Below are 26,629 nucleotides of genomic sequence, written 5' to 3'. Positions count from 1 at the left end.
CCGGACGTGCGAAACATTTGCGTGACCGGCGGGGGTGGCCGGTGGCGATGGCATCTAAAAGAGCCGGATTTTTAGCGCGCGCCCGCGTTGACTGGCCAAATGGCGCCCGGCTACATTGAGTCGCCGATCACCGTCGATCAGTCCCGATGTCGAAACTTTTCGATTGCGGACCGCCGGTCACTGCCGTGGCATCCCGTTGACGATGACGTCGGGAGTTTCCCTGCGACGAACCCGGCGGTGCGCTTTCCGCTGCTCGGCCCCGGTTCGGTGAGCGCGTGTGGAGGGGGCGGTAGTGGGTAACAGGACTTCCGGTGCGCCCGCGATGGCCGACGTCGCCAGGCTCGCCGGCGTGTCGCACCAGACGGTGTCACGGGTGCTCAACGGCCACCCGTACGTCCAGAAGCAGACGCGCTCACGCGTGCGGGCGGCGATCGAGGAGCTGGGCTACCGGCCGAACCGGGTGGCCCGCGCGCTGGTCACGGGCCGTTCGCAGCTGATCGGGGTGGTGGCCCAGAACACGACCCTGTGCGGGCCCGTCTCGCTGCTGGCGGCGTTCGAGCAGGTGGCGGTGACGGCCGGGTTCGTGGTGACCGCGCACCGGGTCAACGCGCTGGACCGCGAGTCGATCACCAAGGCCCTGGAGCGGCACCGCGACCAGCGGGTGGCGGGCATCGTCGTCATCGCGCCGACCGCGTCGGCGCACGACGCGGTGGACACCGTTCCCCCCGACGTGCCGCTGGTGATGGTCGACGGTGACGTGGAGCGCTCGACCCCGTTGGTGACCGTCGACCAGGCGGCGGGGGCGCTCGCCGCGACCACCCATTTGTTGGAGGCGGGTCACCGCACGGTGTGGCACGTGTCCGGCCCGTCGGACTGGTTCGACAGCCTCGGCCGGATCAAGGGCTGGCGGTCGGCGCTGGCGGCGGCGGGCGCGGAGGAACCGCCGATCGTGCCGGCCGACTGGAGCGCCGCGTCGGGCTACCGGGCGGGTCAGGTGCTGGCCCGGATGCCCGAGGTCACGGCGATCTTCGCGGCGAACGACCACCTGGCGCTGGGCATCCTGCGCGCGATGCACGAGCGGGGCCGCCGGGTGCCGCACGACGTGAGCGTCGTGGGCTTCGACGACGTGCCGGAAGCGGCCTACTTCATCCCGCCGCTGACCACCGTCAAACCGGACTTCGGCGCGGTCGCGCGTGACGCTTTGGATTTGCTGATGGCCCAGATCGACGGGAACCCGATCGGTGAGGTCCGGCGCACGTCCACGCCGACGCTCGTGTCGCGGGACAGCGTCCGACTGGCGTCGGACCCGGCGTTCCGCACCGGTCGAGCGCGCCCGCGCAAGCGCTCCTGAACGGGCGTCGGCGAATCATTTGCGGGTGGCGCCCGGCCGTGGTCCGCCTTCTCTCGGTCGTCATGTTTCCGTCGCGAACCGTCGCCCCGGTAGCAACGGAATGTCACGGCCAACCGCCCGACAAAGTGGTTTCCCGTTCTGTGGAAGTCTTCTCCACGTCCAGCTCCTGCCCGTGGCAGTGCGCGCTCAACCAGTGCCGGAGCCGGTGCGGCGTCCTCGGTCCGGAACGCTCCCTCACGGTGTGGCGGTGGTGCAGGCAGGCGGTCTGACCTCCCGCGCAGCACGTGCGCAGGCTGGCTGCTCGGGCATCGAACGTCATGGACGCGAGTGGCCGTGCCGTCCGCGCATTCGGCCATGATCAAAAATGCAGGACCAGTGCGCGATGGTGTGAACTGTTTTGTTCATCACGTAACGCGGGCTGTTGGTGGGCTATTCGGGTGACACCGAGCGCGGTGGTCGTGCGTGGTGGTTGCCGATTTTCCGGAATGGCGACCAGGTGGTGTCCGTTCGGGGGTCGTTGCTCCGTTTGGAGTCTTCTTGGATGCGCCGTCGTGAGGTGTGCTGTCTGCCGGTCTGCGTGCCTGCATGTGGGCCGGTCGCTGTCCCTTGTGGACTCGGCTGTTGGGTGTTCGAGTTCGAGGGGGGACCGTGCGGTCTGCGGGCGGTGTGCGCGTTGGCGTTGTCGGGGTCGTGCTGGCGTTGGTCGCGTCGGTGGCGAGTCCGGTCGGCGTGGTGGGTGCTGTCGCGGTTGGCGCGGTGGGGGAGGTTCCGCAGCAGGAGTGGGGCAGTGCGGCGGGGCGCAGTCACGAGGCGACGAGTGACCAGACGCGGGCCGAGGAGGAGCCGGGCACGGTGCGGGATTCGCCGCCGGCACCGGGTGGTCTGCCTGCCGATGAGCCGTACCCGGACCCGGAGTTGGGTGGTGAGGGGCCGGCGCAGGAGACCGTCGTCGAGGTCGGCGTCGGTGACGGTTCGACCGTGCCCGTCGAGGGCGGTGACGGGACGCCACGAGAGCTGGTGAACCGGCGGTCGTCGGACACGCAGGAGTTCGTGAACCCGGACGGCACGCGCACGAGGCGGGTGTTCCAGGGACGGAAGTTCTTTTCGCGCAACGGGTTCTGGTTCCCGATCGATTCGACGCTGGTCGAGGAGGACGGGGCGTGGCGGAGTCGTTCGGATTCGGTGAACAAGCGGTTCGCCGATTCGGCGGACGCGGCGACCGTGGCGTCGCTGGAGTTGGAGCCCGGTGTCTCGTTCGGTTACGGCCTCGCGGGTGCGACCGGCGTGGAGGCGCGGGTCGAGGGCGCGGCCGTCACGTACCCGGACGTGCGGGCGGGTGTGGACCTGGAGTTGGAGGCGACTCCGCACGGGATCAAGGAGACGTTGATCCTGGATTCGGCCGATGCGCCGACGGAGTGGGATTTCCCGTTGCGGCTCAACGGGCTCACCGCGTCGCTGGACGCCGGGTCGGTGGTGTTGAAGGACGCCGCGGGTGTGGTCAAGGCGGTGGTGCCGCCGGGGTTCATGGAGGACTCGGCGATCGACCCGCGCTCGGGTGAGGGCGCGCGGTCGCGGGGTGTGACCTACCGGCTGGACGGTGACGTGCTGCACGTCAGCCTGGACAAGGCGTGGCTGTCCGACCCGGCTCGGGTGTTCCCGGTGAAGGCGGACCCGAGCGTGGTGTCGCACCACACGGACGGGTCGACGTTCGTGCAGTCGCCGTGGAACGCGGACTACTCGGGTGACCCGACGTTCAGCGTGGGCACCTACGACGGTGGTGCGAGCAAGGCCAACGGGTTCCTGAAGTTCGACTCGGTGGCGTCGGCGCTGGCGGGCAACTACATCCTCGACGCCAACCTGTGGCTGTACAACGTGTGGTCCTACTCGTGCAACGCACGCCGGGTGTGGGTCAACGACGTCGACCAGGCGTGGAGCCTGTCGGGCAACAAAACCTGGCCGGGGCCGCAGTACGGTGCGGAGTTGGGGTACGCGGACTTCGCCAGCGGTTACAGCAGCGGCTGCAACCAGAGCGGTGCGTGGCACAAGATCCCGCTGGGCAGTGCGGGTGTCGGTGTGGTGCACCGGTGGACGCACGGCGGCACGAACAACGGGTTGACAGTCCGCGCGTCGGAGTCCGACAGCTACGGGTGGAAGAAGTTCGCCGGCCGCAACAGCGCGAACCAGCCGTTCCTGGAGATCACCTACAACCCGTACTGGGCGACCTATCAGGTCGGGGCGATGACCAAGCCGGTGACCTCCAGCCAGGACGGCACCATGCAGGTGACCGTCACCAACCACGGCCGCGACACGTGGACCGCGGGCGGCAACTACAAGCTGCACTACCGGCTGTGGAACAGCGCGGGCACCGAGCTGAGCGACGTCGCCTGGACGGCGATGCCGCACGACGTGCCGCCGGGCGGGTCGGCGACGGTGAACGCGACGATCCGCACGCTCAAGCCGGGCAGCTACACGCTCCAGTTCGACATGGACCACTACGGCACGACGAAGTTCAGCACTACCGGCGTGCCGATGTCGGCTGGCGTCGGCATGACCATCCCGAACCAGGTGCCGGTGGTGACGGCGATGTCGCCGTCGAGCAACTACGTCAGCGAGGTGCTCAACCCGACGTTGACGCTGGGCGGTCGTGACCCGGACAACTACCCCGGGAACGGGCTGGCGTACCTGTTCAAGATCTGCGACGCCGGTGGCGACAACCTGCAGAACTGCGTCGAGTCCACCTGGAGTTCCTCGCCGACCTGGACGGTGCCGGACGGGAAGATGGCGTGGGGCAAGACCTACGCCTGGTACGGCTCGGTGGGGGACTGGGGCAGCAACTCGCCGTGGAGCCAGCCGGCGTTCCTGACCGCGCAGACGCCGCAGCCGGCGGTCACCAGCCACCTGGGTGCGGCGTCGACGGCGACGAGCGGGTCGGTCGATCCCGGGGTGGGCAACTACTCCACGACGGCCACGGACGCGGCCCTGTCCGCGGTCGGGCCGGCGTTGTCGGTGGTGCGCAGCTACAACAGCCTCGACCCGCGCAGGAACCTGGCGTTCGGCGCCGGGTGGTCCACGCGGTGGGACACCGCGATCGTCCCGGACAACGACGGCACCGGCAACCTGCTCATCACCTACCCCGACGGCGTTCAGGCGCGGTTCGGCAAGCGGCCGGACGGCAGCTACGCCCCGCCGGCGGGCCGGTTCGCGACCCTGGTCGCCGTCACCGGCGGTGGCTGGCAGCTGACCACCAAGGGCCACGTCAACTACCGGTTCGACGCGGCGGGCCGGCTCACGTCGATCACCGACGACTTCGGCCGCAGCCAGACGCTGAGTTACGACTCCGGCGGACGCCTGAGCACCGCGACCGACACGGTGTCCGGGCGCAGCCTCACCTTCACCTGGACCGGCGGTCACGTCACGCGCGTGGTCACCGGCCCGGACATCGCGCTGGCGTGGGACTACACCTATGACGGCGACCGGCTGACCTCGGTGTGCGACCCGACCGGCGCGTGCACCGCCTACGAGTACGGCGATGTGCTGCACTACCGCAGCACCGCACTCGACGCCGGCCCCATCGGCTACTGGCGGCTCCAGGAGGCTTCCGGCACCATCGCCTCCAACCGCGCGCCCAGGGGTGGCCAGAACCACGGCACCTACAACAACGTCACCCTCGGCGCGCCGGGCGCGATGCCGGGCTCGTGGATCACCTCCGCGGCGTTCAACGGCGCCACGTCGTTCGTGAAGCTGCCCGACAGCAGCATCGGCACCAAGCGGCAGTTGACCGCGGAACTGTGGTTCAAGACCACGTCCACCGCGGGCGGGGTGCTGCTGGCCACCTCGGCGCAGGCGCAACCCAACACCACCGCCACCGGGTCGGGCACGCCGATCCTGTACGTGGGCACGGACGGCAAGCTCTACGGCCACTTCTGGAACGGCAACGTCACCGGCATCGTCACCCCGGGCACGGTCACCGACGGCAACTGGCACCACGTGGTGCTCACCGGCGCCGCCGACCGCCAGACCCTCTACCTCGACGGCGCCGCCGTCGGCACCCAGAACGGCCTGATCGACCACAGCGAGGCGCTGACCCACATCGGTGCCGGCCTGGTCAACAGCCGCGCCTGGCCCGCGCGTCCGGCCGACGACTGGGGCCACTTCAACGGTCAACTGTCCGACGTCGCCCTCTACGACCGGCCGTTGAGCGCCAACGCGGTCGCCGAGCACTGGGCCGCGCGCAACCTGACCAAGGCACTCACGAAGATCACCGTCCCGGGTGGTCGAGTGGCCTCCCAGGTCGTGTACGACCGTGCCGCGGACCGGGTGTCCACCCACACCGACCACAACGGCGGCAAGTGGACTTTGACGTGGCTGGCGCCGGAGTCGAAGACCAACATGTTCACCAGCCTGATCAACCCGGACGGCCAGTCCACCCAGTACAACTACGACCCGAGCCGCGGCGGTCGCGTGACCCGCATGACCGAGCCGGGCAGCGCGATCACCACGTACAGCTACGACACCGGCGGTTTCCTTCAGGAGACCATCAACCCGAACAACGTCAAGACCACGATGGTGAACGACGGCCGGGGCAACGTGCTCTCCCGCAGCGTCGGCTGGGCCAACCTGACCTCGCGCACCACCAGCTACGCCAACTACTTCCTCAACGCCGACGACCCGCTGGACCCGCGCAACGACCGCGTCACCGAGCAGCGCGACGGACGTTCCGCGAACAGCGCCGACAACACCTACCTGACCACCTTCAGCTACACGACCTCAGGCGACCTGGCAGGTACGACCGTGCCCGGCGGCGACGCCTCCTCGCGCCGCTCGACATCGGTCACCTACACCACCGGAACCGAGGCCGCCATCGGCGGCGGCACCATGCCGCCCGGCCTCAAGCGCACCGAGACCAACACCGGTGGCGGCGTGACCACCTACGCCTACACCAGCCGCGGCGACCTGCGGGAGATGACCGACCCGGCCGGCAAGAAGACGGTCCGCAACCACGACGCACTCGGCCGCACGACCGAGGAGAAGGTCATCTCCGCCACCTTCCCCAGCGGCGTCACGACCACCTTCACCTATGACGGCATGTCGCGCCTGCTCACCCGCACCGAGCCCGCGGTGGCCAACGCGGTCACCGGCACGGCGCACCAGCAGCGCACCACCAACACCTACAACCCCGACGGCACCATCGCCACCACCAAGGTCGACGACGCAGCGCTCAACGACCCCGGCCGCACCACCAGCTACACCTACGACCTCTACGGCCGCGTCGCCACGCTGACCGACCCGACCGGCGCGGTCACACGCACCGAGTACGACACGATGGGGCAGCCGACCAAGCGCATCGACGCCGTCGGCACGGAACTCACCTACACCTACACCACCGCACGGCACCAACTCGCCACGACCACGGTGAAGGGCTTCACCGGCGACGGCGGCGCGCCCCGTGACATCGTGCTCGAATCCCGCGCCTACGACCCCGGCGGCAAACTCGCGAGCCGCACCGACGCGATGGGCCGCACCATCGCCTACGACTACAAAGCCACCGGCGCCCTGTTCTCCGACACCCTCGTCGGCTACAAGGACCCCGACACCGGCACCACCTACGACATCAACCTGCACATCTACCGCTACGACGGAGCCGGGAACCTCGACGGCCTGGAAACCCGCGGCGGCCTCTACTACACCAGCTACAAGCGTGACCTCGCGGGCCGCGTCGTCGAGGTCCGCGACAACGACAACGCCTGCCCGGCCAAGTGCGGCAACACCGGCCACGCGCGGACGACGGTCAACACCTACGACGCCAACGACAACGTCACCAGCACCATCGTCAAGGCGCCCGGCGGGACCAGGGTCGCCCAGACCGACTTCACCCACGACGCGCTCGGCCGCGAACTGACCCGCGCCGTCCACACCGGAACCTCCACGCTGGTGACGACAACCGCCCGCGACGAACTCGGCCTGGCGCTCACCGTCACCGACCCCCGGGGCAACACCCAGTCCTTCGGCTACGACGCACTCGGGCGCGTCACCACGACCACCGGACCGGCCGTCCCGGTCGAGGCCAACGGCCAAGCCCCGGTCACCACCTCGGCCGTGACCAAGACCGGCTACAACACCTTCGGCGAGCCCGTCGACCGCCTCGACCCGCTGGGCAACGTCACCCGCACCGCGTTCGACGCAGCCGGCAGGCCGACCAGCACGACCCTGCCGCCCTACACCCCACCGGGCGCGACCGAGCCGATCACCGCCACCACGAACGCCACTTACGACGGCGCAGGTCGAGTCACCGCTACCACCGACGCGCTCGGCAACACCACCAACTTCGACTACGACCAACTCGGCAACCGGACGCGTCGCACCGACCCGTTGCTGCCCGGCCAGACCCAGCGCGGTGTGTGGACCTCCACCTACGACCCGCTCGGTGAACTGCTGTCCACCACGGCGCCCAACGGCGCGCAGACCTCCGCCACGTACGACATGCTGGGCAACAAGATCACCTCGACCGTCGTCGAACGTGTACCCGCGCCCACCCGCAACCTCACCACCCAACTCCGCTACGACGAGCTGAACAACCTCGCCTCGGTCACCAGCCCGGACGGCCACAAGACGCAGTACGTCAACGACGACAAGGGCAACCGCGTCTGGACCTCCAACCCGCTCGGCCAGACCACGAGTGCGCTCTACGACGCGGCAGGCCGACTGGTCATGGGCACCGACGCGCTGGGTGGCAAGACCACCGCGACCTACGACCTGGCCGGCCGCCTGACCACCACCAGCGACCTCGCCCCGTCCGGGTCGGTGCTGCGCACGCACACCTTCGGCTACGACGCGGCCGGCAACCAGACCAGCTTCACCGACAGCCTCGCAGCCACCACGACCCGCACCTACGACGCCGCGGGCAGACTCACCACCATCACACGCCCGGTCACCGGCACGACCTCGATCACCACCAGCTACGGCTACGACGCCGCCGGCAACCTCACCCGCGCCACCGATGGCAACGGCAACCCCACCGTCTACACCACCAACACCTGGGGCTTGCCCGAATCCACCATCGAACCCGCCACGGCGCAGACCCTCAACGCAGCCGACCGCACCTACACCAACACCTACGACAAGGCGGGCCGGCGCACGACCGTGACCAAGCCCGGCGGCGTCACCATCACCCACGAGTACGACCCGCTCGGCAACGTCATCAAGCAGACCGGCGCCGGTGCCTCGGTCGCCACCCCGGACCGCACGTTCGGCTACGACCTCGCCGGCCGCATGACCTCCGCCGGCGGCAACACCTACACCTACGACGACCGCGGCAACATCGTCAACGCCATCGGGCCGTCGGGCAACTCGTCGTTCACCTACGACAACCACAACCGACTGTCCACAGTGGCCACCGCCACCGGCACGACCACCTACGGCTACGACACCACCGACCGCCTGACCACCGCCACCGACCCGGTCACCGGCGTCACCGCCACCTACACCCGCGACGCCCTCGGCCGCACCACCACCATCGGCTACGGCACCGGCACCTCAACCCGCGCCTACACCTACGACCCGCTGGGCCGCATCGCCACCGACACCGTCACCGCACCCGGCGGCACCGCGACCACCAGCACCACCTACACCTTCGACACCGAAGACCACCTCACCGCCAAGACCACCACCGGCCTCGCCGGCGCCGGCACCAACACCTACACCTACGACCAAGCCGGCCGCCTGAAGTCCTGGGACAACGGCAGCACCACCACCAACTACGGCTGGGACAACAACGGCAACCTCACCCAGGACGGCACCACCACCGCCACCTACGACCAACGCAACCACCTGCTGACCCGCGGCGACACCAGCTACACCTACACGGCCCGCGGCACCCAGGCCACCCGCACCACCGCCGGCACGACGACCAACGTCGCGTTCAACGCCTACGACAACCTCGTCACCGACGGCACCACCACCAACACCCACGACGCACTAGGACGCCTACACACCACCGGCAACCGCACCCTGGCCTACCAGGGCACCGGCCAGACGATCATCAGCGACGGCACCGACTTCTACAGCCACACCCCCGACGGCACACCCCTGGGCATCAAGCAGGGCACCGCCACCGGCCTGGCCGTCACCGACCTGCACACCGACCTCGTCGCCACCACCAACCCCGCCACCGGCACCCTCACCAACTCCCGCACCTACACCCCCTTCGGCACCGTCCAAGCCACCACCGGCACCCAACCCACCCTCGGCTACCAGCACCAGTACACCGACCCCACCACCGGCAACGTCAACATGGGCGCCCGCTGGTACCAACCCGGCACCGGCGCCTTCACCAGCCGAGACACCGCCACCCTCGATCCCACCGACCTCCTCAACGCCAACCGTCACGCCTATGCCTCGGCCAACCCCCTGGGCATGATCGACCCGGAGGGTTTCCTTGCGATCGGGGTCGTGATCGCCGACATTGTCGGGACCGCAGTGGGCGGTACTGCGGCCCGAGGAGCAGCCGGTGCCGCCGTCGGCCGCGCTGCGAGCGCCGTCGGCTGGACCAACTTCTCAACCGGCTTCGGCGGACGGGTCGCGACCGGCCTGAGTTGGATCATTCCCATGCCCGGTGACTTCGAAGCCACCTGGCGGAGCGGCATCAACCGGTCGAGACTCGTCGTCCAACCGAAGCCGATACGGCACGCCTGCATCCGTTGGTGTGCCGACAAGGAGGAGGACCCCGATCGGAGGATCGTAGAGCCTGGGCCGGAGGACGAGTCCGGCACCGACTGGCCTCGGGACGACGGCAGCGAGGAAACCACCGAGGTCCGGGACAACCGTGCCGAACGCGTCCTGAACAACGCCATGACCGCAGTCGCGCCACCCGCGCTCACCGCGACCATCGCCGCCGGTATCCAGGCGATGATCGACGCGCTCAACAACCAGGCGCGAATCGAACTTGGTATTGTCGGGCCGGGAGGGGAGTCGGTCCAGTACCAGCCGGGGCAGGCCGACGGAGGTTCTGGTCTGGCTTGGTTGCCGCCGGCTCAAGGTCACGATGAGAGTCACTGCCAGACCGGTGGCTATCTCGGCTCCGGTCCATCCGGCGAACGCGTTCGCGGCCCCCAATTCTGGGAAGACAGCTGTCCGGTGCCGGCTTACCTGGCCGATCCTCGCACTGGTGGGCGCAGATACAAGTCTTCGTTCGTGGAAGGGCCCTTGCCGGACTACGGTCAAACGTCGCTGTACGTTCGGTACCACCCTGTAGCGGGCGTTATTTACAAGTGGGGTATCTCGAAAAACCCGATCGATCGCTACCCGGCGAGCGACTACGCGGATGGCAGTCGAATGCTGATCATCAAGAACTTCGACACACGCACCGGTGAGGGCTCTGCTGAAGCTGCTGAGCGCTACCTTGTGGAACGCTGGCCAGGGCCGGTCAACGACGAGCCTTGGGCTGGTAGCGTTCCGACCGACCAGCCTTGGACGTCGGGTGTCGAAGATGTGAAGCGTGGAAGGTTCTGACTCGATAGGAGTGGGTGTGGACGACGAGTTGTACGATCGAATTCGAAGCCGGGCTCTTGTCGTACTCGATCAGTACTATTGCCCGCTCACGCGGGAGGAACTGTCTGTGATCCTTCGCGCGCACTTTTCGTTCGAAGTCGGACCAGGTGACCTTGAGGAGGTTCTGGGTCTGGAGGAAGAAGCCTTCGACGCCGGAGGTCGTCGTGACGTCTGGCTTTGCCCCGGGCTCGAACCTCCGGACTTCTATCCAGATCCGGACTTCTTGACCCGGTCCGACTGGCGACCGCGCGATCGGGTTGTCGAATATACCTTCGAGGCGGAGCGGCGAACGTGGGTACTTCGCCGCCTCGCCGACGATGTCTTGGGCTTCCTGGAACGTCGAAACGACCCGTCGTTGTTCGCCGAGCTGTTTGCACTGCTCCTTGAAAAAGTCCCGGAGGATCTTGTCCGTGAACGTCTGGGGACGCGCCCCAGGGATATCTTCGATGCAGACTTCGTGGAAGCTGTCCGGGAGTTGGCCGAAGATCGTCATGGAGAACTGGCACTCAGTTCACGGCGAGGTGGTTTCGCGGCCGGCATGCAAGACCTGGAGCTCCGCGCCAGACTTTTCGGTCGAAGTGACGAGTAGCTCTTCGGAGATGTCGACTTGACAGATCGATGGTCGAGTCCACTTCACTCTCGCACTACGTGAACAGGATCTATAAGTCCCGGCAATCACCGAAGTCACGGGTCTTGGCGCTGCAGAAGTCGTTGCCGTCCTCGCTCTGTCCGACCACTACAAGGCGCTGCTGACCACAGTCCCGTAACGGACGTACGCAGGTGTGGTGCTGATCCAACCCAACGGCGCGCGGCAAGGTGGCAAACTTGCTCGCACTCTTCACGAGCCCGGTGTCGTCCACGGTCAACACCCGTCCTTAGCGCGAACCCAGTTCACGGTAGGACGGCGAACCGGCGCTGCGGCGCAGTCGCCGTAAATCCCCCGCGAACTTCAACAACGGTGTGTCCTCGGCCACGAGTGGCCGTTCATGACCTGGCACGGCGAAGTGTTTTCCAGGCACCTTCCCATCGCCCAGCTGCGCAAGATGGTGGTCTGCGCGCCAACCGCGTTGTTCACCTCAGACGCCGCAGAAGCTGTGGAAGACAGAAACGTGATGGCGGCCGTGAACGACGCTGCAACGGCAGTGATAATGGCAATTTTCTTCAACCAGGAAATGCGCATTGACCCACACTGGCCCTGGACCGACGTGATCACCAACGCGTTCGAGCGGCAAGCCTGCCGGACCCGGCTGACCAGCGGCAGCACTCCATCCCGACGAGCACCCGACCACCTCCGTGGAACCCGGCGCCCACCCGACGCGACAGCCGGGCCCTCACCATGCCCACAGGACAGAGACACCGGCCCGGCCAAGCAAAAACGGCCCGCCGGCAAAGCTGACGAGCCGTCATGCAAGATCGAGGTCAGGGCACTTTGTATCCGGCGGCACGGAACAGTTCATACCATTCGGATCGGGTGAGCGGGATGTCGGAACCGAGCGCGGCGGCCGTGACACGTTCTGGCGTGGTCGTGCCGAGCACGACCTGCATCTGCGCGGGATGGTGCGTGATCCAGGCGACCGCGATCGCCTCGGCCGGCACGTCGTATTTGTCGCTCAGCCGGTCGATTACGGCGCGGGCACGACCGCGTGCGGTGACGTCGGCCACCGCAGTGAACTTTGCCTGTACCCGGAGGTTCTAAGCCACTGCGGAGAGCCTGATTTTGGGCGCGTTCGACCGCCAGTTCACTTTCGCCTTTTTCTGGGCATCACCTGCCGGTGGCCCGTTGGCTTTCGGTTTCAGCGGGGAGTCGTCCCGCTTCACCGGCAGAACCGGCCACGCGTCGCCTGGTGGTAGCCAGGTCGCGGTGGGCCGTCGCAGGTTCTGCCGGGATTTCCTCGACAGCGCCATCCATGCGCCGGAGGTCCGTGGCTGGTCGGCTTCCGGCCTGCGGCGTCGGCGTCGTGCGGGGACGTCGGGCAGGGCCATCCACCCTGCCGCGCCACCGGCGACCAGGGCGTGCAGGACGGTGAGGACGATCTGCAGGACCGTCGGCTCACCGTCGAAACCGGCGAGGATCTGGGAGGCCCCGGCCACCGCGAACAGCACCACGATCGTGGCGGGACGCGGTCGGCGGAAGCTCACCCGTCCAGTGTGACGATCACGACCGCCTGGTGACCACCACGTGATCAGGATTCACCCAGCCGCAGTACCGGCCGGCGGGCGGTGATCCCCATGTTCGAGACGACGACGGGCCTCGGCTGCCGGGCGGTGGCGGTCCTCCGGGCGACGCGGTGCGGACGCGTCCAGGTGAGCCCGGGCAGCGACCCGGATTTCCTGGTCGACGGGCCGGCGTTCTGCGACCGCCCTCGGCGCGAACTCTGGTCCACGCCGGTCTGGTGCGCCCGGCACGTCCCGGCCGGGTCGGCGACATCGTGGCGGCGACGCTGACCGACACCGGTCGCGTCGTGCTCGCGGATGCGGACCAGGGCCTGCGCGGTTCCGTCGCGTGATCGCGTGGGAGTTCAGCGACGAGCCGGTTTCACGGGTGTCAGCCATTTGACGGTGGGACCGGCGCCGATGCCGTGCAGCACCACGCTGCTGAGGACCACGGTCACGGTGACGAGCAGGATGGTGTCCGCGGCGGGTCCTTCGGGAAGCCTGTTGAAGGCGAGGAGACCGAAGACGATCGACGTTGTGCCGCGTGGCCCGAGCGCCCCGATCTGGAGGCGTTCCCGTTGGGAGAGCGATGATCCGGTGAGGGAGAGGTGCACGGGGAACATGCGGACGACGGTGAGCGCCGCGATGCTGAAGAGCGCGACATGCCAGGGCAGTCCGTCCGAGAACGCCACCACGGCGGTGATGCCGACGACGAACCACAGCGTCGTGGTCAGCAGGGTGGTGAAGTCCTCCAGCAGACGGAAGTCCTCGTCCAGCGCCCCGCGGCGCAGCAGGTCCCGGCCCTGCGGAGCGTTGCGGATCTGGCGGGCCTTGGCTCGCCGGTGGACGTAGCGGAACGTGATGCCGCAGACGAAGGAGGCCACGAACCCGTTGCCGTCGACGGCGACCGTGGCGGTGTAGGTCAGCAGCGGTACCAGCAGCACGACGACGCGGCCGGACTGTTCGGTGAGCCATCCCGATCGGTGCGCAGCGACCAGCAGCACCGCGAGTCCCGCACCGAGCAGGAGACCGGCGATGAGGGCCTTGAGCGCGAAGGGCAGCACGGTGGCCAGCGCGGAGAGCGGTGTGCGTTCCTGGGTGTCGTCGCCCGCCAGGATCAGCGCGAACAGGAACAGCGGCGAGATGATGCCGTCGTTGTACCCGCTTTCCACGTTGAGGACGCTGCGCACCCGCGACGACAGACCACGATCGCGCACGACCCGTTCGGCGGGGGCGAAGTCGATGGGCACGACCACGCCGGCGAGCAGCAGGAGCACCGGCCAGGGCAGGCCCGGGAACAACCACCAGCCGAGCAGCATCGCCGCGACGAGGCTGAGGGGCATCGCGATGAGCAGCACCCTGGCCGCAAGCCCCGGTGAACTGCCCCACAACCGCCCGCCGCGAACCTCGGTGGCGTCCACGAACAGCAGCACGGCGAGCACGATCTCGGCCACGTACAACATCGCCTGGGTGTTCAGCGCGATCTCGATCGACTGATCGTTGACCAGGCCGATGACAACACCCGCCGCGACGATGACGACAGGAGCGCCGAGGTTCCAACGGTCCAGCCGGGCCGCCGCGAAGGAGCGGACCGCCATGGCTATCGCGATCATGAGGAGCAGCGAGTTCATGTGACCGTGCTTTGTGAGGCGGCGTGACGGGCAGGAAGTGTACTGTCCGCGGGCCCATTGTGGACATTCAGCGCTTCGTCATCCCCCAGGTGGCTGGTGTTACCGGGTCACCTGGCTGGAACGTCCATCTGGTTCGCCGGTGCTGGGTGCCGTGCGGTGTGGCTGATGATCGTTGAGCCGGTCCGCGGCGGCGTTTTCGCCTGCCCGGATCGTGATTTTCAGCCACGGACCGAGAAGGCGGAGTTGTTTTGCCGTGCGCACCCCGATTGGCCGCGCGACCTGGCGAATGCTTCTGGGGTACGCCAGACCGCAGCGGCTCACCATCTTTTTCGGAGGGGCACTCGTCCTGCTGAGCGGTCTTGCCGCCGCCGCACAGCCGCTGACGGCCAGGGCGCTGGTGGACCGGCTCGGTGTCCGGCGGCGAGCGGCAACGGCAACGGGTCGCGATCGCCCGCGTTGCTCGGCCGGCCGCGGTTGTATGAGCGGGTGCTCGGAGTGCGCCGATCCGGTGCACTCCGAGCGTGGTCATCCGTGTGCCGTGCCGACTGCCGTGAGCGGTAGCCGCAGCCGTAGCTGGAAGCCACCGTCGGGCATGGGGCCGGTGTGGAGTTTCCCGCCCAGCAGCGTGGCGCGCTCCTGCAGTCCGACGAGCCCGTGCTGTGCGCTGGGCAGGGCGAGGGTCGGTCGGGTGGGTGGGGTGTTGGTGACGGTGACGGTGAGGTCGGTGTCGTCGTGGGTGATCTCGATGGTGGCGGTGGCGCCGGGGGCGTGCTTGCGCACGTTGGTGAGCGCTTCCTGGATGGTGCGGTAGATGGCCCGCTGCGCGGGTGGTTCGAGCCCTTCGGGCGCGGTGCCGACCATCCGTGCGTCGATCGCGCTGTTGGCGATGAGGCGTTCGAGGTCGGTCAGTGTGGGTTGCGGGGTGAGTTCGGTCGCCGGGGTGCCGGAGGCGCGCAGCAGGTTCACCATGTGGCGCAGCTCGTCGAGCGTGTTCACCGAGAGCTGCCGGACGTTCTCGGCCGCCTGCTTGGCGTCCGGGTCGGTGGTGCTGACCATGAGCGCACCCGCCTGCACCGCGATCAGGCTCACCTGGTGGGAGACGACGTCGTGCATCTCGCGGGCGAGCTGGTTGCGTTCGCGGGCCAGGATCGCCTCCGCGTCGAGCCGCCGCTCGTGCTCCCGTGCTTCCTTGACCTCTTCCAGCCGCAGAGCCAGCTCGCGCTGGGAATGCAGGAACTGGCCGAGGAGGATCGGTGCGAGCGCCGTCATCGTGAAGTAGATGAGGCCGAGCAGCGTGTAGGAGTCCCAGATCGACGGAGCGAACTCCGTCATCGGGAAGACGAAGCCGGCCGCGGCGAGGAGCCCGCACCCCGCGAGCAGCCACCAGTCGCGATAGCGGCTGGAGACCGCGTAGAGAGCGGCGATCGCCGGAACGATCGCGCCGGGCGCGAGCACGGCCGGCAGTGTCGCCAGGAAGGCCGGTAGCGGCAGGCGTTCGCGCGCCAGGAGGGCGAGCACCGCGATCGCGATCGTGACCACCGCGTACGGCGCGTCCTCGGTGATCGTGGTCAGCACGCCCTCGGCCAGTGCGAGGGCGAGCACCACGGCGTCGACGAGCCTGGGCGGAACTGTCGTGGTCACGACTGTTCGCCATCGAGCAGGCCGGCCCGCTGCGCCACCAAAGCCGCCTGCACCCTGCTGCCCACGCGCAGCTTCGTCAGGATCGCGCTGACGTGGTCCTTCACCGTGCCGACACTGACGTGGATCCGGGCGCCGATGTCGGTGTTCGACAGTCCCTCGGCGATCAGCACGAGCACCGCGCGTTCGCGCTCGGTCAGCTGGCCGACCAGCTCGGAGGCCTGCGAGCCCGCGCCGGAGCCGAGGTAGCCGTCCACGACCGTGCGGGTGACCTTGGGTGAGAGCACCACACCACCGCTGACCAGCGTGCGCACCATCTGGGCGAGCTGTTCGGGCCCGGTGTCCTTGAGGATGAACCCGGCCGCACCCGACCGCAGCGCCATGGCGATGTACTCGTCGGAGTCGAACGTCGTCAGCATCGCCACGACCGGCGGCGGCTTGAGACTCTGCAGCTGACGCAGGATCGTCAGGCCGTCCACGTCCGGCATCCGGATGTCCAGCAGCACGAGGTCGGGCTTGAGCAGACTGATCTCGCGCACCGCCTGCGTTCCTGTGGGCGTCGCTACGACCTCTATGTCTCCAGCCGCCTGGAGGATGAGGCGGAACCCCGTCCGCACCAGCTCCTCGTCGTCCACGACGACCACCCGGATCATGTCACGCTCCTCTGTGGATCCTGCACGCGTGCAGTCTCGCCGAGACCGGCTCGGCAGCGCCATCCGGGAACCGGCGGGTCGGACCCGGCCGACCGGCAGGTCGTGACCAGCCGGTCGGCCCGGGTTCAGCGGATGTGCTTCGCCGGCTTGGTGGCGAGGTTGAGCAGGTACTCCAGCGGTCCCCGGCGGAAGAAGCGGGACCAGACCCAGGCGAACGCCATGGCGCCGAAGATGAACATGAGCACCGGCGTCCAGGACGTCTGGGACTCGGACCCGGCGGTCACGCCGGTCACGGACGCACCGGAGGCTCCGGACATCTGGGACGACAGCAGGAAGTGGCCGACGTAGGCGGTCAGGGACATGGTGCCCACGGCGATGATCGGTGCGGCCAGGCGCCGCAGCAGCGGCAGGCGGTCGACGGCCGTCATCGCGAGCACGATCACGGTGATCGCGACGCCGATGCAGCCGATGACGTCGAACGGCATTCCGCTGTGCGGCCCCGAGGTCAGCAGTGACCAGGCCGATCCGGTGGTGCCGGGCGGTGCCATACCGCCGATGGCGTCGGGCTGCGCCATGTCACCGGCGGGACCGAAGTCCTTCGGCCCCTTGCCCGTGCCCGAGCCGCCGGGACCCCTGGCGCTCTGCGTCTCCGCGGCTTCCCGGACGCCGTCGAACAGCTGGGCCAGCAGCCAGGAGGTGCCGTAGGCGAACACGGCGAGGGCGGGACCGAACACGGCCAGCCGCTTCCGCACGGTGCCGGAGGTCACGTCGAGCCGGCCCAGCGCCATCCCGGCGACGATGAACGCCATCCAGGGAATCGCCGGATAGAAGCCGGTGAGCGTGAGGTCCACAAGTCCCGCGCCGCCGAGTTGGGCGAGTGGGTCGTAGGCCTTCATGGCAGCCCTGGCGGGCTCGGTGATCAGGGACTTGAGGCCGAAGGCCAGCACCGGCCCGACGACGGCGATCCCGGCCGCGATGGTCGCCAGCGTCCTGGCGCTCAGCCGCAGCAGTGGCATGGCCAGCAGGAAGAACAGCCCGTAGGAGGCGAGGATCACCACGTCGCCGTAGAACGTGATCATCACGGTGCCCAGGGCGAGCAGCACCACGGCCCTGATCGCGATCCGGGCCTTCGCCTGCCGCCCGGCCACACCGGTCTTCGGCTCCAGGCGGCCCGCGATCAGCATCAGCGAGAACCCGGCGAGCGTGGCGAACAGGGCCGACGAACGGCCCTCCGTCAGGTGCCGCACCCAGGCGCCGATGCCGCTCGCGTTGGTCGCCGAGGGGCCGAGGTGCACGACGTACATGCCGAACACGGCCAGCGCGCGGGCCAGGTCCACCCCGACCAAGCGCCCCATCGAGGGAGTGGGTTCTGTTGCCGTACGGGTCTGGGGAGGCGATGTCTCCGGCGCAGCTGAGGCGTCCTGCGGTGGTGGCATCTGTGTCATACGGCAACTGTGGCGGTGCGGCAGGTGACGGGGCCATCCGTCAGGTTGGGGTGCGGACCCGCCACCCGGCCGGACCTTCCGGCCGACCGGCTGGTCTGCGGTGGCCGTTCACGAGCGGTCGATCACCCTCGCGGCGAGGCGGAAACCCTGTCGTGGGGTGACGTGGGGCAGGTAGGCACGACTGACCGCGTTCGCGATGCGGGGCAGCGCGGCCGCGTCCGGGTAGGCCATGTACATCGGCCGGTAAGCCGGCTGGAACTTCGCCTTGAACGCGAACAGGGAGCGGAAACCGTAGACCGGTTCCATCACGTGTCCGGTGACGTCCAGCACTCTCTGCAGCAGCCGGGGACGTTCACCCCGGTCCAGCCGGGCGAGCGGTGCGCCGGACAGGCTCAGGAACCGGACTCCCTCGTTCTTCAGCTCCAGTGCGGCCGAGGCGATCAGGAACTCCATCGTGCCGCGGAAACCGTTGGCACGGCGGCGCATGAAGTCGAGCGTGTAGCCGATGACCTCGCCGTCGGCGTAAACGGGCAACCAGCTCGTGATGCCGTGCACGGTGCGGTCGGCGTCGATCGCGAGCAGGCACCGCACGCCATCGTCGGTGAGTTCCGCGAGCCCGCCGAGCGTGAAGCCCATCTCGGGCAAACCCCTGTCCGCCACCCATTCGGCGGAGATCGACCGGACCTGGTCGGTGATCGCGAACGGCGCGTCGGCGTAAGTGCACCACTCGGCGGCGATCCCTTCCTTGGCGGCCTTGTTCAGCGCGGTGCGCACGTCCTGCCACTTCTTGCCGGTGAAGGCCAGCGTGTCGAGTTCGATCACGGTGTCCTCGGCGACCTGCACCGCCTGCCAGCCGAGCGGGGCGAGGACGTCCCGGGTCTCGGCGCTGATGCTGTAGAGGCACGGCGTCCAGCCGTTCTCCTGGCAGAACTCGGCGAATCCGCGCACGGCGTCGATCCGTCCGGGTCCGATCGGGTCGCCGACGGTCAGTGCGATCGTGGCCACCACCCGGTACGCGATCACCGTCTCGCCGTCCGGGGTGAACCAGTACTGGTTGCCGCGCCACGTCGTCATGTACGACAACGACGACCCACCGTGTCGCCGCACCAGTTCGCGGGCGCGGGCCGCTTCTTCCTCCGACGATGACGGCCACGCTCGCCAGGACGCCATCAACAGACCCGCCAGCACGATCAGCCAGAACACCACGCCGGTGTACTCGAACAACAGGGTGCCGACGAGCCCGTGCGCCTGGAAGTGCAGCGGTACCAGTCCGAGATGGCCCGGCGGCAGGAACCGCGTCGGCAGATCGGCGAGCAGCTGGAGAAAACCGGGCTGCGGTGCGAACCGGTCGCGCACGAGGTAGCCGCCGAACACGTACAGCGCGGACAGCAGGCCGATGCTGCCCAGCGTGAACCGCCAGAACTTCCGGATCGCGTGCCGGGGCAGCCGCACGGTGAAGTACTTGCGCCGCAGCAGCAGCACGAGGGTGATGGCGAGCGGTGCCAGGATCGGCACGCCGTAGGAGAAGCCGACTTCCAGGTCACCGCTGTCGGGGAACCGCGCGGCCCGCGCGACGTACCACCCGGTGACCGCCGCGCAAGCCGTGGTGACGCCCAGCGCCGACCACCAGGCGAACCGCCGCCCGCGCCGAAGCCCTTCCGCGAGCACCAGCAGCAGCAACGCGGGCAGCAGTGACATCACCAGCGCGGGGAACCGTCCGTAGGACAGCTGGATCAGCATCGCGCGGCACTGCTCGGCCGCGCCGGAGGCGCACGCGAGGTCCACGTCGTCCTGCGCGGGCTGGGCGACCGCCACCACGTCGGAGAACCACGACAGCGGGCCGTTCGGGAACGGCGACATCATCGCCACCACCGGTCCGAGCGCCGATGCGGCCACCAGAAGGCCGACGAGAACGCGCTTCTCCGCCAGGGTTCCCGGCGTGCGGGCTTCGTCGCGGCGGAGGAAGAGCGCGCCGATCAGCAGTCCGGCCACGCCACCGGTCAGCCGGAGCAGATCCTCCAGCCATCCCGAGTACAACACGAGTACGAGCAGTGACAGGGCGGTGATGAGTCGGACGCGGCGCCGCCACAACACCGGCATCCGGAACGTCAGCGCCAGCGCGAGTCCCACCCCGCCGATCGACGGCCCGGCCGCGACCGCGCCCGTGAGCGAATCCAGCCAGGACCAGCCGAGGTCGCTGCCGAGCAGCACCACACCCAGACCCAGGAACACTCCGATCACGTGGGAGGCGAGGAAGATCGCCGCGGTGCGCAGGACACCCAGCTCGCGTTCGGCCAGGGTGCCGAAGACGAGCAGTAGCACGGTGGTCGCCACGTAGCCCGTGAGATCCATGGCCCACAGCACCGAGGAGAGGGAAGTCCACAACGGACTGTCCGGGCCGAAGCCGATCCGCGCGAGCAAGTCGTCGTTCCGGCCGCCCGGCGCGCCGGTCAGCGCGCCGACGGTCCAGAACGCGATGAGGAAGACACATGTCAGCGGAGCGGTCCGGAACAGCCTGCCGATCAGGCTCGTGACCCGGTCCAGTTGTGCGCTCATGTCCCTCGTTCCCGTTGGTCACCGCGGTCATCTGCTCAGCCCTGTTCGCGAGGCGAGCCACGGCAGGGAGTCGTAGAGGCCGGGCCGCCACACGTTCCAGTCGTGCCCGCCCGGAAGTTCTTTCCACAGCACGTCGACACCGGCCCTGCGACATGCCTCGAACACCTCGGCGTCCGCTTGGCGGTAGAGCGCGTCGTCCCGCCCCGCGACGATCACGCCCGCCGTCCGCGGAAATCGTTCGCGGGAAAGGATGTCCATCGGGTTGACGCGTGCGAACGCCGCTTCGTCCCCACCGAACGCGGCCTTGACCGTCTCGGCGCGGGAGCCCAGCGTCGGCTCGCGCTGCCCGGTGAGGTTGATGAAATTCCCGTACACGTCCGGCGCGCGCACCGCGAGCTGCACCGCGCACGTGCCACCCTGGGACAAACCCGCGATGGTCCAGGCTTCGCGGCGCTCGTCGACCGTCAGTCGCCGCTTGATCCACTCGGGCACCTCACGGGCCAGGTACGTCTCCGACTGCCCCAACTTCGAGTCCAGGCACAGCGGGTTCGCCATCCGTGCACCGAGCTGGTCGGCCACCACCACGATCGGTGCCAGCCCGTCGTGCGCGCGGGCGAACGCGTCCAGGCGCTCGGTGAGCCGGCCCGCGTCGAACCAGTCACGCGGCGAACCGGGCTGTCCCGGCAGCAACACCACCACGGGCAACCGCGGACGAGGCGTCGCCGCGTACGCGGGCGGCAGGTAGATCCACGCCGGACGCGCCTTGAACGAACCGGGTATCGACGCCTCCGAGACCGTGCCCTTCTCCGGCAGATCCGCAGGCTTCCGCCATACATCGGCGAGCTTGCCGCCCGCGGGTACCTCGATCACGTTCGACGCCGGCTTGGCGGCCTCGTCGAGATCCACCCGGTCGTTCTTGAGCAGCTCGAGCACCGCGCGTGATGTGGGGTAGAAGCCGAAGTGCGCGTTCGTCGCCGTCAATGCGCCCGTCATCACGACCAGCACCAGCACCACGCTCAGCAGCCGCCAGTACCACCGCCCGGCCCGCAGTCGTGCGACCACCAGGCACACCGCGAGCAGCGTCGCACCCACCCACAGCGTCAGGATCGCGGGCAGCGGCTCGGGCCATGGCTTCCACAAGTGGTCGACCAGGAGCTTCAGCCCCGCCGTCACAGCGGTGCACGCCAGGACCACGCCCGGGACGATCCGGGTCCACCACGTCCGGTTCTTCCGGGTTGCCAGAGCGACCAGCGCGAGCACACCGACGACGGTTGCGGTGACGGGGATCGGCCCGCTGATCAGCGACAGGTCCAATGGGCTGAGCATGGCGTTCCTCGGGTTCGCTCTGGACGAGAAGGTCCTCAGCGGACATCCATCCACAGCGGGAAGTGATCTGCTTCCTCAGCAGCGAAGGTGCGTGACAGGCGTCCTGAGGGGGAGTGACGCCTGTCACGCTGGTCTCGTCGTGAGGGCCGGGTCATCCCTCGTCGTCGCCGAAGAACTCCTCGGCCATGCTGCTGATCGCCATGCCGCCGAGCACACCGCCGGCGACACCGGCCGCGCCGGCGGCGAGCATGCCGCCCATGCCCGCCCCGCGCTGCCGACCGCGGTGGTCGTAGTCGTCGTGGTCGTAGCCGCGACCGCCGTAACCGGGCTGACCGCCATACCCGGGCCGTCCGCCGAAGCCCGCCTGCCCGCTGAAGGCGGGGTTGTGGCCGTTGTGGCCGCCGAACGCCGGGTTGTGGGCAGCACCGCCGAACGCGGGGTTCGGCCGGCCGCGCTCGGCGACCTGCGCGAGCCAGCCGCTGATGGCCGCGGCCCAGTCGGTGACCTGCGCCTCCTGGTGCGAGAGCCGAAGGTGGCCGAACGTGTCACCACCGGACGAGAACCCGCCGCGGCGCCGGTCGGCCTCCAGGATCACGTGCAGCTCGTTCTCGTTGGCCACGAAGGTCAGCTCGACCTGGTTCACCCCGCCCGCGAACTGGGCCGGCGGGAAGAACTCGAGTTCCTGGTAGAAGCCGAACTCGTGCGGCACACCGGGCAGGCGCCCTGCCTCGACGTCGACGCCGCGGAACGAGAACCCGAGCTGCCCGAACGCGTCCAGCACCTTGTTCTGCGAGGGCAGCGGACCGACCAGCACCGGGTCCAGGTCCCCCTTGTCGGGTGCGCCCGAGACGATCAGCTCGGTGCGCACACCCACGCTCAACCCCGGCAGGGCCGCACCGCCGACCGCGGTGATCGGCGTCTCCCACGGCACGGGCAACTGGAACGGGATCGACACCAGCTGACCCGCCGGCACCCGCAGCCCTTCCTGCACGACCACCCGGAAGAACTCCGTGTCGCCGCCGTCGTGCTCGTCATCGCCGCCGAGACCGCCGAAGCCCCCGAAACCGCTGAAACCGCCACGCTCGACCTCGACCTTGGTGACGAGGGACAGCACGACCTGGCCGATCTCGGCGTCCGAGCCGCCGCCCTGGATCCGGACCTGCCCGGTGATCGGCCGGCCGGGCACGGCGTGCGGCGAGTCCAGCACGGTGTCGACGGACGGGCCACCGATGCCGAAGGCGCTCAGCATTCGACTGAACATGCGAAGGTCTCCTCGTTGGTCGGGTGAAATCAGGTCTGGTGCAACGTTGTTCAGGCGTTGGAAGGTTGTGCGCCCGCGCAGTGCCGTGTCCGGAGTGTTGTGGGTTCTTGGGGTTGGTCCCAGCTGCCGGGCGTCCGGAACAGCCCGCCACCCGGCTGGACTCCACCCCGCCGATCGGCCGGTCAGGTTGCGCGGTAGGCGTCGCCGAGGGGGTGGAGCGACGCCTACCGCGCGGGCTCGGGCGTGGCTAGAGGTGCCTGCGGCCGTACAGCCCGGCCGCCAGGCTGACACCGCCGGCGGCGAGCGCGATCTGGATGAACAGCTCGATCCAGTCGATGCCGCGGGTGTGACCCACGCCGAGCGCGTTGGCGGCGAATGTGCCGATCAGCGCGGCGACGATGCCGATCAGGATGGTCAGCCAGATGGGGATGCGTTGCCTGCCTGGTACGACCAGCCTGCCCAGTGCGCCGATGATCAAACCGATGAAGAGTGCGCTGAAGATGCCGGAAATGGCCATGTTGCCTCCTTGGGCGTCAGTTCGGCCGAATGACCGAAGTCGTTCGCGACATCCGAGGAACTTCATGCGCAGCACCGGACATCATCACCGAGAGGACAAATCTCATGTCGCTGCAACGTCTTCCCGTGTCGCTGCAACGTCTTCCCGGAATGCCATGACACAAGTGTTGCGGATGCCGGCCTGGTCTCCCAGCTGCCGGGCGTCTGGAGCGACCCCGCTACCCGGCTGGAGCCGCCCCCGCCGGTTGACCGGGTTACAAAAGACCTCCACGCGGGGCGTTCGAGACCTGCGGCAGTGGCCAGAGCGCTTCCGAACGCCAGTACGCTGGTGACCGAATGCGGCCGGCGCCCGAGCGACACCGATCCGGTCGCCTCGCGACAGCGGCACAGCCCGTCCACACCTGCCGAGCTGTCAAGGGAGTGGGCAAGGAGGAGTGGGAGGAGGAGAACTCGTTGTGCCGGCGGCCACACCGGCTTCGACTGCTCAGGCCTCACCAAAGCCGCCTACGCCGCCGCCGGTCTCACCCTCCCTCGCACCGCCCAAACCCAACACGACGCAACCCCCCAACGTCCCCGCCGGACAACCCCTCCTCCCCGGAGACCTCGTCTTCTACGGAACCCCAGGCAACATCCACCACGTCGGCCTCTACATCGGCAACGGCCTCATGATCGATGCCCCCGACTTCGGCCAAGTCGTCAAGATCGAGCCCTACCGCTACAGCGGCGACGACTACGCGGGCGCAACACGTCCAGCGAGCGCGGCCGAGTTGTAGGGTCCGCGCACGCTTGACCACTTCCGCGTGTAGTGAAGGCATTCCGTCCGTTCCCGCCCAGTCAGGCGTCACGGCGGGTGAACAACGTCCAGGCGACCGCCAGGACGATGGCGACGAATACCGTGAGGACGCCGCCGGACACCCACCGGTCGAAGAACTCCGAGTAGTCCGTCCCACCCACGTGGATCAACCGCTGCCCGGCGGCGAACGGGAGGAACTTGACGACAGGCGCCAACCAGTTCAGCGCGGGGACGTAGCTCAGGCTGAAGATCAGCTGTTCGACGATCAGCGGCACGACCAGGAGCACGGTCAACGCCGCCGGCACGCTGCGGAAGAGCTGAGCAAGCGCCGCGCCCAGCACCGTCCACAGCACGACCAGGACGAGGTAGCCGGGAAGCGCCTCGTCGAACGGCGGGCCCGTCAGCGCCGGCACCTCGCCCCACACGGCCAGGACGGCGACGATGTCGGCGAGCAGGGACACGACCGCGACGGCGAGCGCCGTGGCGGCCAGGACGGTGAGCTTGGCGGCGAACAGCGCCGAGCGACGCGGCACGGTGGTCAACGTCGGCTGGATCGTGCCGTACCGGTACTCGTGACCGGTGGCGAGGATGCCCATGGTGGCGAGGAACACCGCGGCGAAGGGCACCGGAAGGTCGGCGCCGCCGCCGGTCAGGGCCGCGCCGACGATCTCGTGGTTGAGCGGAGGGGTGGTGAGGGCGACCGCGACCGCGCCGACGAGGTTGAGAAGCAGTGCCGAGGCGATGAGCCAGTAGGTGGAGCGGAGGGTGCGGATGCGCACCCACTCGAACCTCAGTGCGTCGCTCACTCGACACCTCCGGCGACGTACTCCTCGGAGGCCGCGGTGGCGGTGATGAAGGCGTCTTCCAGAGAGGCGGTTCGGGCGGTCAGCTCCCGCACCATGATGTTGTTGCGGTAGGCCACCTCACCGATGTCCCCCATCGGCATGCCGGACACCCGCAACGCGCCGTCGTCCAGCACGTGGATGTCGACATCGTGGACGGCGCGGCGCAGCGCATGCGACAGGCGGTCGGCCTCGGGGCTGCGGACCAGGACCGTCGCGTGGGTGAACTCGCGCACGAATCCGTCGACGATGCCGTTGTAGATCATCGAGCCGCGGCCGATGACGACGACCTCGTCGGCCATCAACGACATCTCCGACAGCAGGTGACTGGAGACGAGGATGGTTCGGCCCTCGTCGGCCAGCGACTTGAGCGTGTCACGCAACCAGTGGATGCCGTGGGGGTCCAAGCCGTTGGCCGGTTCGTCGAGGATGAGCGTCGCGGGGTCACCCAGCAGCGCCTGGGCCAGCCCGAGCCGCTGCGCCATGCCGAGCGAGAAACTCCTGGGTTTCTTGTGCGCCACGTCGGCCAGGCCGACGAACTCGAGCACCTCGTCGGTCCGAGACGCGGCGATGCCGCTGCCCGCGGCGAGCATGAGCAGGTGGTTGCGCGCCGAGCGGGTGGGGTGGAACGCCTTGGCTTCGAGCACCGCGCCGATCTCCCGCGCGGGGTGCCGGATGGCGGTGAAACGGCGGCCGTCGAACAACGTCTCGCCACCGCCGTGGTCGAGACCGAGCATGAGCCGCATGGTGGTGGACTTGCCGGCCCCGTTCGGGCCGAGGAAGCCCGTCACCACGCCGGGGCGGACCTCGAAGGACAGACGGTCGACAGCGACCCTGTCGCCGTATCGCTTGTGCAGTGCGGTAGCGGTGATCACGACGTGGACGCTAGGGAGAGCCGCCGTGCCGCTGCATCGGTC

The 26,629-nt window shown here is 68.8% G+C and carries 15 protein-coding genes and 1 pseudogene; 4 read left to right on the top strand and 12 right to left on the bottom strand.

Annotated elements, in window-relative coordinates:
• The first annotated feature begins 322 nt into the window (after positions 1-322).
• From RIN75_RS10515 to RIN75_RS10505, 3 genes are all read left to right on the top strand, one after another.
• Positions 323-1,351 carry a LacI family DNA-binding transcriptional regulator gene (locus RIN75_RS10515; protein WP_309111639.1) on the top strand — a complete coding sequence of 343 codons (1,029 nt, stop codon included), beginning with the start codon at positions 323-325 and terminating at the stop codon, positions 1,349-1,351.
• A 666-nt stretch (positions 1,352-2,017) separates the two neighbouring features.
• Positions 2,018-10,858, top strand: coding sequence for a LamG-like jellyroll fold domain-containing protein (locus RIN75_RS10510; protein WP_309111638.1), 8,841 nt, complete (start codon positions 2,018-2,020; stop codon positions 10,856-10,858).
• A 16-nt stretch (positions 10,859-10,874) separates the two neighbouring features.
• Positions 10,875-11,486, top strand: a complete 612-nt coding sequence (locus RIN75_RS10505) for a hypothetical protein (protein WP_309111637.1) — start codon at positions 10,875-10,877, stop codon at positions 11,484-11,486.
• Positions 11,487-12,316: 830 nt separating this feature from the next.
• On the opposite strand, the gene RIN75_RS10500 is transcribed toward RIN75_RS10505, so the two are convergent.
• The 10 genes from RIN75_RS10500 to RIN75_RS10455 all read right to left on the bottom strand — a co-directional run bounded on the left by RIN75_RS10500 (position 12,317) and on the right by RIN75_RS10455 (position 24,078).
• Positions 12,317-12,559: a hypothetical protein gene (locus RIN75_RS10500; protein ID WP_309111636.1), complete on the bottom strand. Its 243-nt coding sequence runs from the start codon at positions 12,557-12,559 to the stop codon at positions 12,317-12,319.
• Positions 12,560-12,589: 30 nt separating this feature from the next.
• Positions 12,590-13,000, bottom strand: a complete 411-nt coding sequence (locus RIN75_RS10495; RefSeq protein WP_309111635.1) for a hypothetical protein — start codon at positions 12,998-13,000, stop codon at positions 12,590-12,592.
• 416 nt (positions 13,001-13,416) lie between these two features.
• On the bottom strand, positions 13,417-14,682 hold the full coding sequence (locus tag RIN75_RS10490) for a cation:proton antiporter (RefSeq protein WP_309111634.1): 1,266 nt from the start codon (positions 14,680-14,682) through the stop codon (positions 13,417-13,419).
• A gap of 525 nt (positions 14,683-15,207) precedes the next feature.
• Entirely contained in the window at positions 15,208-16,323 is a 1,116-nt protein-coding gene (locus RIN75_RS10485) for a histidine kinase (RefSeq protein WP_309111633.1), read from the bottom strand.
• A complete protein-coding gene (locus RIN75_RS10480; protein WP_309111632.1) occupies positions 16,320-16,973 on the bottom strand; it encodes a response regulator transcription factor in 654 nt (217 codons plus the stop codon). Before RIN75_RS10480 ends, RIN75_RS10485 begins: the two co-directional genes overlap by 4 nt.
• A 125-nt stretch (positions 16,974-17,098) precedes the next feature.
• Positions 17,099-18,328: a heparan-alpha-glucosaminide N-acetyltransferase domain-containing protein gene (locus tag RIN75_RS10475; RefSeq protein ID WP_309111631.1), complete on the bottom strand. Its 1,230-nt coding sequence runs from the start codon at positions 18,326-18,328 to the stop codon at positions 17,099-17,101.
• 198 nt (positions 18,329-18,526) lie between these two features.
• Positions 18,527-20,974, bottom strand: a complete 2,448-nt coding sequence (locus tag RIN75_RS10470) for a DUF2156 domain-containing protein (RefSeq protein WP_309111630.1) — start codon at positions 20,972-20,974, stop codon at positions 18,527-18,529.
• 27 nt (positions 20,975-21,001) lie between these two features.
• Positions 21,002-22,300: an alpha/beta hydrolase-fold protein gene (locus RIN75_RS10465; protein WP_309111629.1), complete on the bottom strand. Its 1,299-nt coding sequence runs from the start codon at positions 22,298-22,300 to the stop codon at positions 21,002-21,004.
• A gap of 151 nt (positions 22,301-22,451) precedes the next feature.
• Positions 22,452-23,561, bottom strand: coding sequence for a sporulation protein (locus RIN75_RS10460; protein ID WP_309111628.1), 1,110 nt, complete (start codon positions 23,559-23,561; stop codon positions 22,452-22,454).
• Positions 23,562-23,808: 247 nt separating this feature from the next.
• Positions 23,809-24,078 (bottom strand): GlsB/YeaQ/YmgE family stress response membrane protein, encoded by a 270-nt coding sequence (locus RIN75_RS10455; protein ID WP_309111627.1) that lies wholly within the window; start codon positions 24,076-24,078, stop codon positions 23,809-23,811.
• A gap of 462 nt (positions 24,079-24,540) precedes the next feature.
• On the opposite strand from RIN75_RS10455, the pseudogene RIN75_RS10450 reads away from it, so the two are divergent.
• A pseudogene (locus RIN75_RS10450) lies at positions 24,541-24,850 on the top strand (C40 family peptidase); the annotation flags it as partial.
• A 61-nt stretch (positions 24,851-24,911) separates the two neighbouring features.
• Here RIN75_RS10450 and RIN75_RS10445 read toward each other — a convergent pair.
• Positions 24,912-25,676: a hypothetical protein gene (locus tag RIN75_RS10445; RefSeq protein WP_309111626.1), complete on the bottom strand. Its 765-nt coding sequence runs from the start codon at positions 25,674-25,676 to the stop codon at positions 24,912-24,914.
• A complete protein-coding gene (locus RIN75_RS10440; protein WP_309111625.1) occupies positions 25,673-26,587 on the bottom strand; it encodes an ATP-binding cassette domain-containing protein in 915 nt (304 codons plus the stop codon). Before RIN75_RS10440 ends, RIN75_RS10445 begins: the two co-directional genes overlap by 4 nt.
• Between the last annotated feature and the right edge of the window lie 42 nt (positions 26,588-26,629).

It is taken from the genome of Saccharothrix sp. (assembly GCF_031180885.1).
Taxonomy (GTDB): domain Bacteria; phylum Actinomycetota; class Actinomycetes; order Mycobacteriales; family Pseudonocardiaceae; genus Actinosynnema.
This window is presented reverse-complemented; position numbering and strand designations above follow the sequence as displayed.

What these genes read in the sequence shown, in the direction of transcription:
- RIN75_RS10480 (WP_309111632.1), bottom strand. Translation starts at nt 16,973, where the DNA reads ATGATCCGGGTGGTCGTCGTGGACGACGAGGAGCTGGTGCGGACGGGG.
- RIN75_RS10455 (WP_309111627.1), bottom strand. Translation starts at nt 24,078, where the DNA reads ATGGCCATTTCCGGCATCTTCAGCGCACTCTTCATCGGTTTGATCATC.
- RIN75_RS10460 (WP_309111628.1), bottom strand. Translation starts at nt 23,561, where the DNA reads ATGTTCAGTCGAATGCTGAGCGCCTTCGGCATCGGTGGCCCGTCCGTC.
- RIN75_RS10475 (WP_309111631.1), bottom strand. Translation starts at nt 18,328, where the DNA reads ATGGGGCGCTTGGTCGGGGTGGACCTGGCCCGCGCGCTGGCCGTGTTC.
- RIN75_RS10465 (WP_309111629.1), bottom strand. Translation starts at nt 22,300, where the DNA reads ATGCTCAGCCCATTGGACCTGTCGCTGATCAGCGGGCCGATCCCCGTC.
- RIN75_RS10470 (WP_309111630.1), bottom strand. Translation starts at nt 20,974, where the DNA reads ATGAGCGCACAACTGGACCGGGTCACGAGCCTGATCGGCAGGCTGTTC.
- RIN75_RS10490 (WP_309111634.1), bottom strand. Translation starts at nt 14,682, where the DNA reads ATGAACTCGCTGCTCCTCATGATCGCGATAGCCATGGCGGTCCGCTCC.
- RIN75_RS10515 (WP_309111639.1), top strand. Translation starts at nt 323, where the DNA reads ATGGCCGACGTCGCCAGGCTCGCCGGCGTGTCGCACCAGACGGTGTCA.